Source organism: Thalassobacillus sp. C254 (assembly GCF_001310615.1).
The window spans coordinates 88,905-102,406 of the sequence record NZ_BAXQ01000013.1 but is presented as its reverse complement, the minus strand read 5'-3'; the positions used below and the strand labels follow the sequence as shown (position 1 = coordinate 102,406).

The 13,502-nt window shown below is 39.4% G+C and carries 19 protein-coding genes, 1 tRNA gene and 2 pseudogenes; 10 read left to right on the top strand and 12 right to left on the bottom strand.

The window, feature by feature from the left end; all coding sequences use genetic code 11:
* Window positions 1–148 precede the first annotated feature (148 nt).
* On the bottom strand, window positions 149–286 hold the full coding sequence (locus tag JCM19033_RS23555; RefSeq protein ID WP_157049878.1) for a hypothetical protein: 138 nt from the start codon (window positions 284–286) through the stop codon (window positions 149–151).
* A 326-nt stretch (window positions 287–612) separates the two neighbouring features.
* A complete protein-coding gene (locus tag JCM19033_RS13335; protein WP_054636662.1) occupies window positions 613–1,062 on the bottom strand; it encodes a hypothetical protein in 450 nt (149 codons plus the stop codon).
* Between the two features lie 235 nt (window positions 1,063–1,297).
* Between JCM19033_RS13335 and JCM19033_RS13330 the strand changes: the two genes are divergently transcribed.
* Entirely contained in the window at window positions 1,298–1,702 is a 405-nt protein-coding gene (locus tag JCM19033_RS13330; RefSeq protein WP_054636661.1) for a hypothetical protein, read from the top strand.
* 18 nt (window positions 1,703–1,720) lie between these two features.
* On the opposite strand, the gene JCM19033_RS13325 is transcribed toward JCM19033_RS13330, so the two are convergent.
* The 4 genes from JCM19033_RS13325 to JCM19033_RS23550 all read right to left on the bottom strand — a co-directional run bounded on the left by JCM19033_RS13325 (window position 1,721) and on the right by JCM19033_RS23550 (window position 4,224).
* Window positions 1,721–2,308 (bottom strand): DUF2140 family protein, encoded by a 588-nt coding sequence (locus JCM19033_RS13325; RefSeq protein WP_054636660.1) that lies wholly within the window; start codon window positions 2,306–2,308, stop codon window positions 1,721–1,723.
* 215 nt (window positions 2,309–2,523) lie between these two features.
* The gene (locus JCM19033_RS13320; protein WP_054636659.1) at window positions 2,524–3,516 is read right to left on the bottom strand and encodes a S8 family peptidase; all 993 of its coding nucleotides are present in this window, start codon (window positions 3,514–3,516) and stop codon (window positions 2,524–2,526) included.
* Between the two features lie 187 nt (window positions 3,517–3,703).
* Window positions 3,704–3,937 carry a hypothetical protein gene (locus JCM19033_RS13315; protein WP_054636658.1) on the bottom strand — a complete coding sequence of 78 codons (234 nt, stop codon included), beginning with the start codon at window positions 3,935–3,937 and terminating at the stop codon, window positions 3,704–3,706.
* 119 nt (window positions 3,938–4,056) lie between these two features.
* On the bottom strand, window positions 4,057–4,224 hold the full coding sequence (locus tag JCM19033_RS23550) for a hypothetical protein (protein WP_157049877.1): 168 nt from the start codon (window positions 4,222–4,224) through the stop codon (window positions 4,057–4,059).
* A gap of 336 nt (window positions 4,225–4,560) precedes the next feature.
* Here JCM19033_RS23550 and JCM19033_RS13310 point away from each other — a divergent pair, with 336 nt between their 5' ends.
* The gene (locus JCM19033_RS13310) at window positions 4,561–6,102 is read left to right on the top strand and encodes an FAD-dependent oxidoreductase (RefSeq protein ID WP_054636657.1); all 1,542 of its coding nucleotides are present in this window, start codon (window positions 4,561–4,563) and stop codon (window positions 6,100–6,102) included.
* Between the two features lie 205 nt (window positions 6,103–6,307).
* Entirely contained in the window at window positions 6,308–7,096 is a 789-nt protein-coding gene (locus JCM19033_RS13305; RefSeq protein ID WP_054636656.1) for an STAS domain-containing protein, read from the top strand.
* A 37-nt stretch (window positions 7,097–7,133) separates the two neighbouring features.
* Here the strand turns inward: JCM19033_RS13305 and JCM19033_RS13300 are convergent, their stop codons facing one another.
* From JCM19033_RS13300 to JCM19033_RS13295, 3 genes are all read right to left on the bottom strand, one after another.
* A complete protein-coding gene (locus JCM19033_RS13300) occupies window positions 7,134–7,727 on the bottom strand; it encodes a hypothetical protein (RefSeq protein WP_054636655.1) in 594 nt (197 codons plus the stop codon).
* A 186-nt stretch (window positions 7,728–7,913) separates the two neighbouring features.
* A complete protein-coding gene (locus tag JCM19033_RS23545) occupies window positions 7,914–8,054 on the bottom strand; it encodes a hypothetical protein (protein WP_157049876.1) in 141 nt (46 codons plus the stop codon).
* 320 nt (window positions 8,055–8,374) lie between these two features.
* Window positions 8,375–8,450 (bottom strand) — tRNA-Arg (locus JCM19033_RS13295).
* 138 nt (window positions 8,451–8,588) lie between these two features.
* Between JCM19033_RS13295 and modA the strand changes: the two are divergent.
* From modA to JCM19033_RS28265, 7 genes and pseudogenes are all read left to right on the top strand, one after another.
* Window positions 8,589–9,409 (top strand): annotated as a pseudogene (gene modA / locus JCM19033_RS28275) (molybdate ABC transporter substrate-binding protein).
* A pseudogene (gene modB / locus JCM19033_RS13285) lies at window positions 9,410–10,086 on the top strand (molybdate ABC transporter permease subunit).
* Between the two features lie 5 nt (window positions 10,087–10,091).
* The gene (locus tag JCM19033_RS22365) at window positions 10,092–11,147 is read left to right on the top strand and encodes a sulfate/molybdate ABC transporter ATP-binding protein (protein ID WP_083465447.1); all 1,056 of its coding nucleotides are present in this window, start codon (window positions 10,092–10,094) and stop codon (window positions 11,145–11,147) included.
* Window positions 11,148–11,211: 64 nt separating this feature from the next.
* Window positions 11,212–11,676, top strand: a complete 465-nt coding sequence (locus JCM19033_RS13275; RefSeq protein WP_054636653.1) for a hypothetical protein — start codon at window positions 11,212–11,214, stop codon at window positions 11,674–11,676.
* Between the two features lie 144 nt (window positions 11,677–11,820).
* The gene (locus tag JCM19033_RS28270; protein ID WP_083465446.1) at window positions 11,821–11,946 is read left to right on the top strand and encodes a redoxin domain-containing protein; all 126 of its coding nucleotides are present in this window, start codon (window positions 11,821–11,823) and stop codon (window positions 11,944–11,946) included.
* Between the two features lie 36 nt (window positions 11,947–11,982).
* Window positions 11,983–12,168 carry a hypothetical protein gene (locus JCM19033_RS25905; RefSeq protein WP_054636652.1) on the top strand — a complete coding sequence of 62 codons (186 nt, stop codon included), beginning with the start codon at window positions 11,983–11,985 and terminating at the stop codon, window positions 12,166–12,168.
* Window positions 12,081–12,269, top strand: a complete 189-nt coding sequence (locus JCM19033_RS28265; protein ID WP_374701246.1) for a hypothetical protein — start codon at window positions 12,081–12,083, stop codon at window positions 12,267–12,269. The genes JCM19033_RS25905 and JCM19033_RS28265 overlap by 88 nt, the downstream gene beginning before the upstream one ends.
* Window positions 12,270–12,356: 87 nt before the next feature.
* On the opposite strand, the gene JCM19033_RS22350 is transcribed toward JCM19033_RS28265, so the two are convergent.
* The 3 genes from JCM19033_RS22350 to JCM19033_RS22345 are packed head-to-tail and all read right to left on the bottom strand — an operon-like array spanning window position 12,357 to window position 13,335.
* Window positions 12,357–12,770, bottom strand: coding sequence for a zinc-binding dehydrogenase (locus JCM19033_RS22350; RefSeq protein WP_269758208.1), 414 nt, complete (start codon window positions 12,768–12,770; stop codon window positions 12,357–12,359).
* Window positions 12,770–13,009: a hypothetical protein gene (locus JCM19033_RS23540; RefSeq protein ID WP_157049874.1), complete on the bottom strand. Its 240-nt coding sequence runs from the start codon at window positions 13,007–13,009 to the stop codon at window positions 12,770–12,772. Before JCM19033_RS23540 ends, JCM19033_RS22350 begins: the two co-directional genes overlap by 1 nt.
* Entirely contained in the window at window positions 12,955–13,335 is a 381-nt protein-coding gene (locus tag JCM19033_RS22345; protein WP_083465443.1) for an alcohol dehydrogenase catalytic domain-containing protein, read from the bottom strand. The genes JCM19033_RS23540 and JCM19033_RS22345 overlap by 55 nt, the downstream gene beginning before the upstream one ends.
* Window positions 13,336–13,502: the final 167 nt, after the last annotated feature.

Sequence of the window (13,502 nt, the reverse complement as noted above, 5' to 3'; positions counted from 1 at the left end):
GTCGGGCGATCATCCGAAGGAGAACATTCAGCATTTCTTATTAACCCATTTACCTATTCATGAAGACCAAAACCCTCATACAGAAACTTACACTTTATCTTTTTCTGACTGACTTAGGTGCGTACCATTTCCTATGTCAGTCAGTTTTTCATTTCCTCAGACTCACTTTTTCATTCTGCGCTTTATATTTATCATCAAAAGCAATGAGCACACACCCAAGCTGTTCTTCAAGGGTTTGAATTTGCATTTTTTGATGATCATCAAGTTCCGCATAGTCAAAAGACATCGTTTTTCCTCCTTTTTGTATATCATGTTGTTATCCCTTTTATTTATTCCCTGGCTCTCCGTACTAATACAGTCTGTTTATAAAGATGCAGAGTATCGTGGATATCTTTTCATATTCTTCTGGCGAGGTCCTCTAAGCCACGGTCAATCCTCCTTTGAAAATTCCGCACTTCGGAATCCTTGACTCTTCCTCTCCATGAAGGTGTCTCGAGAATATATCTACTATTACATATCCTATATAAATCAACATGTACCTTTAAAGAGCCTGAAAACATAAGATCTGTATTTTATCTCTAAAAAACAAAAACCCGCCGGAGACGGGTTAATTTATAAATGTTCGATTGATTGTTTGAGCTGAGATATCTGGAAATAAGTTTTCTCAATGTGTTCCTTCGTAGGAGACTCTAAAGCCTGTTCAGCAGAATCAATCACTTTTTCTACTTGTTCTTTATGATCACTTGGGACATGGAGCAAAATATTATTTTCTAAATCAAGTTTGAGCTTTTCTATAATTTCGGTTTCATCCTCTTTTATATAGCTGCTACTATCTTTAAGATCCTTCCAGCTGTTGTATTGACTTTGAGTATCTTTCCAGACAGAAGTTCCATCTGAACTGTTGTCAGGACTTTCGATGTTCTCCCATTGATCTTTTGCTCCCGCAATCGAATGATTGTCTACAAAATTCATTGTTACTTGAGCAACGTTAAAGAACATAACCATAATTATGCCAACAGCCAGAGCCCCTGCACCACAACTGACAGCTAACAATTTGTTCATAATACCTCTCCTTTATGATCACTTGATTCTAAATAAAGACGGACAAATACCAAAAAAAGAAAAGATGAAAATTTATGTATAGCAGAACTTTAATTACTTGAACAATGTAGCATATATGACCTTTTTATACTAGCCATTTTTTCACATTGTTATCCAATCATAGAAAAATAATACACATTTTGAAGTCTGTATCTCATACATTACTATGATCAATACATTGAGGAGGACATAATCAATGAGTTATCTTTATTACTATTTCGGTAATGTCTTTACTCCCTATTATATTTGCCCGACGATTCATCCACGGAGATCCCTGTATGGTACGCTCCCAAGCTTTCCAGAATACACCGGCATGAATCGCCAGTACCCTCCAGTGGATATTAAAGACTTTCTAAACTCTGCTCTTGAAATGGAAGCTTTATTAGACGACAGTAAATCACTGCTCCATTCCATACAGGCTTCTGAAAATTTTGCTTTTCAACTTAAAGATGCTGCACAAAAAGGGGATCAGGACACCGTTGATCAATTGATTAAAGAAACAGGAGTAAATAGAGAAGTACAAACTCAATTCACTCCCACCAGTATTATTTTTCTCCTTTTTGACCCTTGCTGTGTGCTAAGGTTGCAACTGGGATGGTAAAATTGCAAAGTACATTTATTAAAAGAGACGATTGAGGATCTCTTCTTCTACTCCTTGCGGCAGAATTTCTTCAATAAGCTGGATAGCATCTGAAAGTGATTCAATAGTGATAACCAGCTCGGTTTCTATTTCCCCTTGGGTAATCTCCACAGTAGAAAAGGTAACGTTCTCAGGTAAATCTGGAAACAATATAATTCTTTCATTGTCACTGTCCAGATAAAAATAATCCTCCTCCATCTCTATTTGATTAAGAACAAACTGGTTCGGCAAAGGAATCCTTCCCATGTATGCTTCCTCTAAAGCTAAGATGAGCTGGCCGTTTTCTATCCCCGGGGTAAAGAACAATCTGTATTGAGTTGCTATAAATGGAAACATTGAGCTGTTTGCATAAACAGCTACTCTTTCCTCGTTAACTTGTATTTCTAATTCTTCGATATCCTGATCATCTTCAATGCTTTCCTGTGCCGCTGCATTTATATCTTCTTCGTTCACTTCAAACGCAAGCTCTATTGCTCTGTTTTCTAAATCGACGTTGACAGAATCAGGACCCTGCTGCAGAAAACCATTCTCTTCATTTGAGGAGACAGGTGGTTGTAATTGCTCCACTGGACGAATTAAAAAAAGAAAATGAGTGCTGAAACAATAATGCCACCTATAATGATAAGTAATGCTTTTGTTCCTTTCACCCTAACTCCTCCTGACTGCTGGATTTATATGAGTATAACTTCTTCTATTGTATCATCTGTGCAGAAATGAAAAACCCTCCAGCTTGGGAGGGATATCTATACATCGCTGCAGGATAAGGGGTTATAAACTATATGTCATGTAGTGAAAAATCGCTCATCCTTGTCTAAAATCAGTAATCCGTTTCCTTCCATAACCGGACTGTTTCCAAGGGAAACGGTACGCTTAATTAATTGGGCAAAAATCTCCGCTTCTGATAATTCTCTCCGGAATGCGTCTTCACATTGGCTGATGAGCAAAGCAGCAGCTCCTGAAACGTGAGGTGTGGCCATTGAGGTGCCTGATAACCTGGCATACGAGCTGCCTGGATACGTAGACAATACATCCACCCCCGGAGCAACCAAATCAATTTCATCATTGAAATTTGTAAAAGGGGCAAGGTTTCCCTTACTATCAACCGCTCCTACTTGGACTACTTCTTTGTAGTATCCCGGATAAGCAATTTCTGTTGTTTCTTCATTACTGTCGCCTTCATTTCCCGCTGCTGATACGACAAGAATATTATGCTCTATAGCTCTTTTAATAGCTTCATGCATGCTTGGAATGTCATCTGGACCTCCTAAGGACATAGAAATGACTCTTACTCTTTCACCATTTTCCCCTCTCCAGTCGATAGCATAATGAATGGCGTCAATAATACTTTGATAAGAACCGTATCCTTCGCCGGACAATACTTTAAGAACCAATAGCGACACTTCAGGTGCAGCACCCACCACCCCCTTGTTATCTAAGGAGGCTGCAATTGTTCCCGCTACATGAGTTCCATGTGCTTGATTATCTGAGAAATTATCCGGGTTTCCTCCATAATCCTCTGTGAAATTTTTTCCGCCAACGATCCTTCCTTTAAGGTCGGGATGGTCCGGCTGGCAGCCGGTGTCGAGCACGGCTATCACGCACCCTTTTCCCTTGTATCCTTTTTCCCACAGCTTTGGTGCCTGGATCATTTCTATCCCTTTAGGTATCTTCTCATCTGCTTTTTCCATTACCTTTTCAACACGATAAGGTATTAATCGGACTTCTTTTTTAATAACAATCTCCCCCCATTCATAAATGTAGGTACATCTTTCCATACATAATACATTTACAGGAAAAAACGTTAATTCCTTTTATAAAAGAAAAAATGAGTCTTTTTTAACAACCTAGTTGCAGAAGATAAGGCAAAATTAAAGAGCATGAATCCGATCAAACCCCGGACTCACACTCTTATGGCGGCTGCAAACCCTTATGAACAGCTGTCTTTTTTCATTTATGCCTTCCTTAAGAAGGTATTTCTCCTTTTACACTGGCAAAGGATACTGGTTGTTTGATTTTGAGTCCTTTACAGCAGGTGCATCTTTTGAATCCATTATTTTCGCAAAGTGAATCAACGACTTCACTGGAGTATTCCTTTACTCTTTTTTCTAACGATATTTGGAGAATTTTACATTGATCACCTATAAAAGAAGTATGATGAACTTCTTTATGGACAGGATCAATTAAATATGAGCTCATATATCCTTCCTCCTATCTACTATTAAGCTTAGCAAGAAAATTCAACAGGAGGCGCCATAGAGACATTTTGTTAGGAAAATGTAACATACTTCAAGAATTCGAAATAAAGACTAGACTCTTTACTTATCTTCGTTCATTCGATCGAGGCCAGCTTTCATGATTGCTGCAATAAGAAATTCAAATTCTTCTTTTTCTTCTGCTGAAGAAGCATTTTGAAGTTTTTTGTTCAGATCTTGAATGGTTGCTTTCTCCCTCGGTGTTAAGTACTTTACGGAGGATCTATCCATTTACTTGTAACATCCTTTCTCTTTCTGCATATTTACAGCAGCTGCAGCTGCCTTAGGAAAGGTAAAATAAGCGGCCAAAAAAGACAACAAAATAACAGCTGTTTTTATCTTTCTCATTGCTTGTCCCCTCCTTTTACAAGATCAATCTTGTCCACTATTATGACTTCCAACAAAAAAGAAGCAAAACTAACACTTCTTCCTTTTCCATGATATTGCAATGTTGTGTTTCCTTCAATTTGGTTACTTTTTATGTTTATTTTCAAGTAAACAGCAGAAGATATGAATTAACAAATAGTAGCAAGGGTATAGAGCATTAGCTGAAAGGAGGAATTTTAAATGAAACCAGAACAAGAAAACAACATACCAAATTACTCTTCCTCTTATTGGAGAGAGCACGAGGCAACAAGGGAATTTCCTTCGTTACAAGAGGATATTCAAGTAGAGGCTGCGGTAATTGGCGGGGGAATGGCTGGCATTCTAACGACATACTTTTTAACGAAAGAAGGTGTGAAGGTTGCCTTACTGGAAGGAGATGTCCTCTTAAACGGAACGACTGGACACACTACAGCCAAGGTAACCGCTCAACATAGCGTAATGTATGATAAATTAATTAAAAATGAAGGAGAGGATACAGCAAGGCTTTATTACGAAGCTCAGGTTGAGGCCATGAACACAATAAAGTCCCTGATTTCTGAACATGAGATCAATTGTGATTATAAGAATCAAGACGCTTATCTTCACGCAGGCACTGAATATGGAAAACGGCAGCTTGAAATAGAGAAAAAAGCTTACGAGCAGTTGGATATTCCAGGGGAGCTTGTATATGATTCCCCTCTTCCATTTGATACGAAGGCTGCACTAAAAATGCCTGATCAAGCCCACTTTCACCCAGTGAAATTTTTACAGACACTCATTGATGAAATCATTAAAAACGGAGGACTCATTTTCGAAAATACGACGGCTGTCAACCTCAAAGGAAATGATGATTCTATAAAAGTAGAAACCAGAAACAATTATAGCGTTACTTGTGACAAAGCAGTGATGGCTTCTCATTTCCCTTTTGACGACACGACGGGTTTTTATTTCTCAAGGCTTCATCCGGAAAGATCTTACGCTATGGCAGTCAAGACAGAAAAAGAAGTCCCTGAAGGAATGTATTTAGGTGTAGATGAACCAGGTTTTTCCTTAAGGCACACTGAGATTGGTGGAGAAAAGCTCGCTATATTTGGAGGGGAAAACCATAAAACCGGGAAAAGCGAAGATACTTTGCGGCACTTTAATAACATTAAAGCATTTGCTGACAGGCATTTCGGAGTACAGTCTGTACCCTACCGCTGGTCAGCTCAGGATTTAATTACCCTTGATGAAGTACCTTATATCGGTCAGGCTGTTTCCGGAAAAGCCAATATATTTGTCGCAACCGGCTTTAAGAAATGGGGAATGACCAACAGTATGGCTGCCGGCTTGTTATTAACAGACCTGATTACAGATAAACCAAATCGTTTTGCTGACTTGTTTGCCCCTACTCGTTCTCATTTAGAGCTGAAAGACGGAAAAAGTTTTATTAAAGAAAACGTTGATGTAGCTTCCCAATTTGTGAAATCTCATCTCGAAAGAGGAAGCATTGAACTTGATGAACTTCAAAAAGATGAAGGCGCCGTCGTTAATATAAAGGGAAAACGTACAGGAGCGTACAGAAACGAAAAAGGAGAACTCCTATTAGTTGATACGACATGTACACATATGAAATGCGAGCTTGAATGGAATAATGGTGAAAGAAGCTGGGATTGTCCCTGTCACGGTTCAAGATTTTCTGTTTCTGGGGAGGTCATTGAAGGGCCGGCTTCTGAACCTTTATCACGTGTTAACCTTGAATAGGAAGGAAAAACCCTTAAGGTGAAAGCCTAAAGGGTTTTTTTCTGTGCAGGATACAGCTGCAGATTTTTTTCTGAGCTAGAATGTAATCTATTATTCTTCTGTTATTATATAAGAGATAACTGTGTGGATTCTTGCTATAATGAGTAAAATAAAATATTGTTTTTATCATAAATGAAACAGAACTATGAGGAGTGGACAAGAAAATATGGGCAAATCACCTTCCCTTTTTGAGGATTTAGATATATATCAAGTATTGAATACTGTCGGTGAAAACATTTTAATCGCTGACACTTCCTATAAACTTATCTGGATGAATGAAGCTGCCAAAGAATTAATGAAAGATATCGGTCCATTTGTTAATATAAATGACCCGGAACAATTTATAGGAATAAATATTTCCACTTTTCATGGCGAGAAACAAAGAGACATTTTAGAAAAGGGAGAGTTTCCCCACAAAGCTAATATCTCATTATTTAATCGTTTTGAAGCAAGTATCGTGGTAGACCACTTGAAAGGACGTAATGGAGAAGTCAAAGGCTTTCTCCTCACATGGAAAGATGTGACCGAGTATGAACGGGAAGTGAAGGCAGGCCAGGAACTGATAGAAGAGCTGTCAACTCCTATTATTAACACCGAGGTTGAGTCGACACTCCTTGTTCCTATAACCGGTACTTTATGCGAGCACAGGTTTGAAACGATGAGAGAGAAGATTCTTTTAAACTGTGTAAAACATCGGAGTCAGTTTATTATATTTGACTTTACAGGTGTAAGTAAAAACATAGACGAAAAAGTTGCATTTTATTTTTCCCATATTGCTTCAGCTCTCCGGCTTATTGGAGCAACTCCCATCTTTGCAGGATTTCCAGTCGATGTAGCCAAAGACTTTGCCAATCACAGTATTCATACAGATGTGAAGACCTTCAGCTCTTACAAAAAAGGCATGGAATACATCCGTGAAAAAGAAGGGTATCAATTAGTAAAAGTGAAGAAGTAAGAAAAAAGGCAGCAGTCTCCTTCTGCTGCCTTTTTCGCTATTCATTATTGTTGTTTTTAGCTTGGCTCTGTACATTGTTACTTAAAAATGTTGCGGCTCCATTTAGAAAGGTTTTGATTTGCTCTGGTGATAAATTGCTTACATTTAAATTGCTTACATTTACACCTGTCTTACTGATTGTATCCATCAAATTCATATTCATCCCGGAGGACAGCTTGGATAGAGATTGATTTCCTCCGTTAAAAAGGCTTGCAATCGTTAATAATTTGAGAGCCCGGTCTCTTCTGGCACGTTCCCCACTGCTTGCATTTGCTGCTTTTGTGGGGGTGACACTGCTTTCTTTTCTTGGTTGTGCCAGCTCGAGAGCATTAGTTTGGTTTCCAATAGTCTCTTCCTTTTTTGATTTTTTGTTTTTCCCCCTGATTTCTTCTTTTTCTTTTTTCCCCCTTTTCTTTTGTTTACTTTCTTTATTTTCACTGCCAACTTGATCACTTTCTTTATTTTCACTGCCACTCGAGTTATTCAGTTCATTAAACAATGAGTAGGAAAGCCCGAGAAGCTCGTTCATATCAAGGTTTTCCTTATCTTTTACAAGATTCTCCGCTTTTTTAAGAAGTTCCTTTTCATCCATTTGCTGCCTACACTCCTTTCGTATTTCACTAAACATGTCGCTACCTATTATATGTAACTGCCTCTTTCAGGTAATAGGTCACTATCATAGGATCTGAGAAAAATATACCGGAAATAAAAAAACCCATAGACACTGTTTCTCTATGGGTGAGCATAAAAGAGGTTATTTCCTTGAGCTTATCAGTCACTATCCATTATTGTTATTACTTAACAGAGCAACGATTGCATCTATAATAATTTGCTGCTGGTTCTCTGTTCCTAGCAGGACTGCTACTAGCAGTGCAAGCAATAGAAGTAATACTAATACGATGGTAACTACATTAACCATGTTAGATTCCTCCTTTCTCTAAAGCGTAGAAAGGGGCCCTCTTTCACTAGATATACTATGTAGGAAACATTAGACATGCTTTAAGCTATCATCATTTTTATAAAAAAGGTCTTTGCCTCTGATTAAGGTTTTCCGCTTTATTACTTGCTAGATATTTAACTAGAATCACAATCCTTTCTGTTTAGTTGCCAACAGAAAAAAGAAGCGTCCTTTTACTACGTAAAGAAACCCTTCTTGGTTTGTTTTATTCGGTTACTAGTGAACTGTACACTTTGGTTTATCGTTAAGGAGAATCGGGTGGATCCGAAGTCTGCCTTTGTTGGCGGCCCCGGCAGGAATCGAACCTGCGACGCACGGTTTAGGAAACCGACGCTCTATCCTCTGAGCTACGGGGCCATTTGACATCTTTAGAATCTATTTTACTATAATAATGACAGAAAAGGAATTCCTCAGCTCCCTGTTGGAAAAGAGCTTGTTCACTTCCCTTAGGAAATAATATAATAACATGTAGGACACTATTATTCTACCGTCATAATGAAGGAGAAAAGTATGAAATTTATTTATATTGGTGTGGCAACCAGCCTCCTGCTTACCATTGCTGCAGGATGCAGCCCTGATGAAACACAGGATGAAACCAGCAATGAATTAACCGTAGCAGCTGCTTCTGATTTGCACAGAGCTTTTTCAGAAATAGGGGTGGCGTTTGAGAAAGAAACAGGTACACCTGTCACCTTTTCCTTTGGCTCGACCGGGCAGCTGGCTGACCAAATTGAAAACGGGGCTCCATTTGATGTATTTGCTGCCGCTAACATTGAGTTTATCGATCGTCTTGATGATCAGGATATGCTCGTAGATGGAACGAAAGAATTATACGCCATTGGGCGTATCGGTATCGTCTATCACGAAGACAGTTCTTTCACAGCAGAAGAAATTAATCAATTAGACTCCGATGAAATTAATCAATTAGACTCCGATGAAATTAAACGCCTTTCCATCGCTAATCCTGAACATGCCCCGTACGGCTTGCAGCTAAAGAAGCTCTGGAGTCAGCTGGAATGTGGAATGAAATGGAAGGCAAGCTGGTATATGGAAGGAACATTTCAGATGCTTTATCATTTGTTGAGTCAGGAAATGCTGAAGCAGGAATCGTTGCCCTTTCTCTGGCCCCAGAAGAAGATTACGAGTTTCACTTAATAGATGAAAGTCTTCACAATCCTTTGGAACAGGCGATTGCTGTGATTGATGGAACAAATGCAGAATCAGAAGCACGGAACTTTCTGGAATTTATTAAAGGGCCCACAGGAAAACCTATCATGGAGAACTATGGTTTTGTCGTACCTGAGGAGAATCAATAGATGGAAGAGTTGAATTTGTTTCCTTTGTTTCTTTCCCTTCGAGTGGCTTTAACAGCCACTCTTTTGGCGTTTCTCATCGGACTTCCCGTCGCCTATTACCTGCACCGTTCCCAAGGGAAGACTGCTGATTTCATTGATACACTCATCACTCTTCCTGTTGTCCTGCCACCGACTGTGTTAGGTTATTATTTATTAGTCCTTCTTGGACGTCAGAGTCCATTTGGAAGCTATCTGGAAGATCAGTTTAACATTACCCTGGTTTTCACTCCAACAGGCGCAGTAATCGCTGCTTTGATTGTTTCCATCCCTTTTTTTATCAAATCTGCACGGGATGCCTTCTTAAGCATTGATTCTTCCATTACCAGTGCAGCAAAAGTACTTGGCAGGTCTGACCTTAACATTTTTTTCACAATCATCCTCCTTTGTCCTGGAGAGGAGTTGTATCAGGAATAACTCTTTCATTCGCCAGAGCTCTTGGTGACTTTGGTGCAACTTTAATGGTTGCAGGAAGCATACCAAATGAAACAATGACCATGCCTATTGCCATTTACGATGCACTTCTGGCAGGAGACAGAGAACTTGCCAACTTTCTTGTTCTTATTATGACTGTTGTCTCTGTGGCTGTTCTTTATATTATTAACCGCTTAGGAAAAAGAATGTCGATAGGAAGCAGGTAACATATATGTTAAAAGTATCGATCACAAAAGAGCTCAAAAACTTTACATTAGAAGCTGCCTTTGAAACTGGTGATCAGATCACAGCAATTATTGGCCCTTCAGGCTGCGGCAAAAGCCTCACACTGCAATGTATCGCGGGCCTGCAAAAACCTGACAGCGGAGAGATTATTTTAAATAAGCGAACTGTTTTTCAATCAAAAAACAACATCAATGTGAAACCAAATAAAAGAAACATTGGCTACGTCTTTCAAGATTATGCTTTATTTCCCCATCTAACGATAGAACAAAACATTCAGTACGGATTAAAGAGGGAAGATAAAAAAACGCGTAGAGTAAAAGCTATGAACATGATTAAGAAGCTTGAGCTTGCAGGCTATGAAAATCATTACCCCTCTCAATTATCCGGAGGGCAAAAACAGAGAGTAGCACTAGGGAGAACGCTGATAACGGAACCTGATATTCTGTTATTGGACGAACCTTTTTCTGCCCTCGATCACCACGTAAAGCATTCCCTTGAGCAAGAACTTCTTCACATGATAAAAGAAAATTTTTCTGGAACTGTCTTGCTTGTCACCCATAATATAGAGGAGGCTTACCGACTATCAGATAAAGTCCTTATTTACCACCAGGGAAAAGTGATCCAGGCAGGGGAAAAGGATGACGTGCTCCGTAAGCCAAAAACGACTTCTGCCGCACGCATTATTGGCTGCAAAAATATTTTTCCTGTCCAAAGTTATGATCAAAATTCCCAGGGAGTAACCGTTGGAGGGGTTTCACTGAAGACAAGTGAGAAACCACCCGCCTCGTCTTTTTCTCATATTGGCATTCGGGGGGAAGATATATTGTTTACACCAAGAAGTTCGCCAATAGCAATAAATCAATTTGACTTCTCTATAAAACATACCGTCCCAGGGATCTACCAGACACAGGCAGTTATTGAAATAGGAAGCATCATGCTCGAGGTTGTTATCTCAGAACAAATGGTTAATACTATAGAAGAGAAACAATACCAGGCCATTCTTCCTCCAGGAAAAATCTTTTTTCTAAATGATCAAACGTAAAAAGTGCTGCCAGGCTCTGGCTTACAATTAAAAACACAATGTTAAGAACAAAAAAGGAGTCCATATGTTAACATTCGAAGAGAAAATACAATTAATTGAAAAAAATTTCCCCGAGTTAACAAGACACGATGTTTCTTTGGGACGAGTAAATTATCAGTTTGAAGAGAGCATGACAGACAAAAAAAACGTCGTATATCATTTGCACCCAAATGGGAACGGGTTCGTTTACGCTGGAGAGCTTGCTGAGTACCCAGCAGATTCAAAAGGCATGGTCAATATCCGGGAATTTTCCTCCGAAGAACTTTCTTCAGTGATCAGGAAATCTATTGCCTCTCTTACTGAACCTGATGAACAGGAAGAAGAAGAAATAGCTGAAAAATGGATCAATGATGAAGGACAGGTTCTCATGCTCGTAACTGAAGGAGAGCTTTGGAATGTATATGCCGGAGTGCAGCTTGACGGTACATTCACGACATACGGAGAAGCTGTTGAATATCTTGATCAAGAAGGATTCACTCCTTCGATCTAAGCATAGAAAGCACCGGAAAACGGGTGCTTTTTTTCATTTTCACTCTTTAAATAGGAGTAAATCACTCAGAAGACGGTTAGTATCCCACGTAAATGGGAACAAAAATAGAAGATTATTGAAAGGAGTTGAAATAATGGTCTTTCTATCGGAGATAAAGCGCCGGATTTTTCCTTGCCTTCTACAGACCGGGAGGATATTGCTCTGTCTGACTTTGAAGGCAAGAAGAATATATTATTAGTCTTTTTCCCATTAGCTTTTACGCCTGGCTGAATAAAAGAACTAACCTCTTGGAAAGAGGAATATGATTTGTTTGAAGACAATGATACTGTAGTTCTTGGAATTAGCGTAGATCATATATTTGCCCAAAATGTTTTTGAAACTACCTTGGAACCTTGCCATACCCTTTGTTATCCGACTGGCATAAAGAAACTGCCAGGAAATACAACGTATACGATGAAAAAGACGAAATTGCGAAACGCTCCTGCTTTTTAATTAACAAAAATAGAGAGCTTGTTTATAAGAATGAACAATTTGTTGCGGACAAAACTGAGGACTACGAGCGAGTTTATGAAGAATGCAAGAATCTTGAATAAAATAAGGCTGCCATTTGCTGGCAGCCTTTTTCAAAGAGCATTTTAAATAGCCCCACTTACTTCTTGTTATCTCTTCTAGTGTTTTTCTTAAGAGATTCTGGCAACAATCTTTCCCCTTACATGCCCTTTTTTTATTTTGTGTAAAGTTTCAGGTACGTCTTCAAGCAGTATTTCTTCTTCAAGTAAAGGATCAATTTTGTTTTCTTCAGCTAGCTTTCCTATTTCCCTTGCCATCTTTCCAAGGTCAGCTTTTTGGTACTCATCGTCTGTCCTGTAGACAAAGCCCAGGGCTACTTCGTGAATGGAAGGAGCTATTGATTTTGGCTGGTACTGAGTGAGATCGGGAAAGTCCACAATGGAAACCAAATGCCCGTTAAAAGCAAGCATATCAAGGGCATCCGTAGCTGTCTTTTCACCTACCATATCCATAATGATATCGGCTCCCCTGCCGTTAGTATATTTGTGCACTTCTTTTATTACATTTTCCCGGTTATAATCAATTACTTTATCTGCTCCAAGCTTCCTAACATGATCAACATTTCTTGGGGAGCAAGTGTGATAATGTTAAGCCCGGCCATCTTGGCAAACTGTATTGCGAATCCTCCCACACCGCCGGCTCCAGCTTGAATCAGAATGGTCTGCCCCTTTTGGATCGGTACTTTTCGGAACAAAGACTGATATGCGGTTAAAGCGGCTGTAGGAAGAGCTGCTGCTTCTTGCCAGGACCATCCGTCAGGCAAAGGTGCCAGCACCCCAGGGTCTGCAATTGTATATTCAGCAAACCCGCCCTGGTGAACCATACTGCATGGTAAAAGACTTTATCTCCAGGACGCCATCCACTTACCTCAGAACCAACTTCATCAATTTCCCCTGCTATATCCAGTCCAGAGATATGGGGAAACTCCCATTCAGGCAGTGGGTTTTCAATAAGTTTATAATCAACCGGGTTTAAACCAGAAAAGTGAACTTTAATTCTTATTTGCTTTGGACCTGGAACCGGCTTGTCTAAATCCACAATTTGTAAGTTGTCAATATTACCGCCTTCTTGTACAGCTAACGCTTTCATGAGCAGCTTCCTCCTTTCATATCTTGAATCAGTATTCCTTTTTCATCTCTTCTTAAAACAATGTAAAGATCCGGTATGGCTTATACGAGATCGTTGACGGCAAATGCAACGTTATTTTCTTGAAGGTTAGAGGCTCCATCGGATGAACAAGTTGATTCATTATTAAA

Coding starts and splice junctions, on each gene's coding strand:
- JCM19033_RS13275 (WP_054636653.1), top strand. CDS start 11,212: ATGTTAACATTCGAAGAGAAAATACAATTAATTGAAAAAAATTTCCCC.
- JCM19033_RS23555 (WP_157049878.1), bottom strand. CDS start 286: ATGTCTTTTGACTATGCGGAACTTGATGATCATCAAAAAATGCAAATT.
- JCM19033_RS13320 (WP_054636659.1), bottom strand. CDS start 3,516: ATGGAAAGATGTACCTACATTTATGAATGGGGGGAGATTGTTATTAAA.
- JCM19033_RS13305 (WP_054636656.1), top strand. CDS start 6,308: ATGGGCAAATCACCTTCCCTTTTTGAGGATTTAGATATATATCAAGTA.
- JCM19033_RS22345 (WP_083465443.1), bottom strand. CDS start 13,335: ATGAAAGCGTTAGCTGTACAAGAAGGCGGTAATATTGACAACTTACAA.
- JCM19033_RS23550 (WP_157049877.1), bottom strand. CDS start 4,224: ATGGATAGATCCTCCGTAAAGTACTTAACACCGAGGGAGAAAGCAACC.
- JCM19033_RS13335 (WP_054636662.1), bottom strand. CDS start 1,062: ATGAACAAATTGTTAGCTGTCAGTTGTGGTGCAGGGGCTCTGGCTGTT.
- JCM19033_RS13310 (WP_054636657.1), top strand. CDS start 4,561: ATGAAACCAGAACAAGAAAACAACATACCAAATTACTCTTCCTCTTAT.
- JCM19033_RS13330 (WP_054636661.1), top strand. CDS start 1,298: ATGAGTTATCTTTATTACTATTTCGGTAATGTCTTTACTCCCTATTAT.
- JCM19033_RS23545 (WP_157049876.1), bottom strand. CDS start 8,054: ATGGTTAATGTAGTTACCATCGTATTAGTATTACTTCTATTGCTTGCA.
- JCM19033_RS22365 (WP_083465447.1), top strand. CDS start 10,092: ATGTTAAAAGTATCGATCACAAAAGAGCTCAAAAACTTTACATTAGAA.
- JCM19033_RS13300 (WP_054636655.1), bottom strand. CDS start 7,727: ATGGATGAAAAGGAACTTCTTAAAAAAGCGGAGAATCTTGTAAAAGAT.
- JCM19033_RS13315 (WP_054636658.1), bottom strand. CDS start 3,937: ATGAGCTCATATTTAATTGATCCTGTCCATAAAGAAGTTCATCATACT.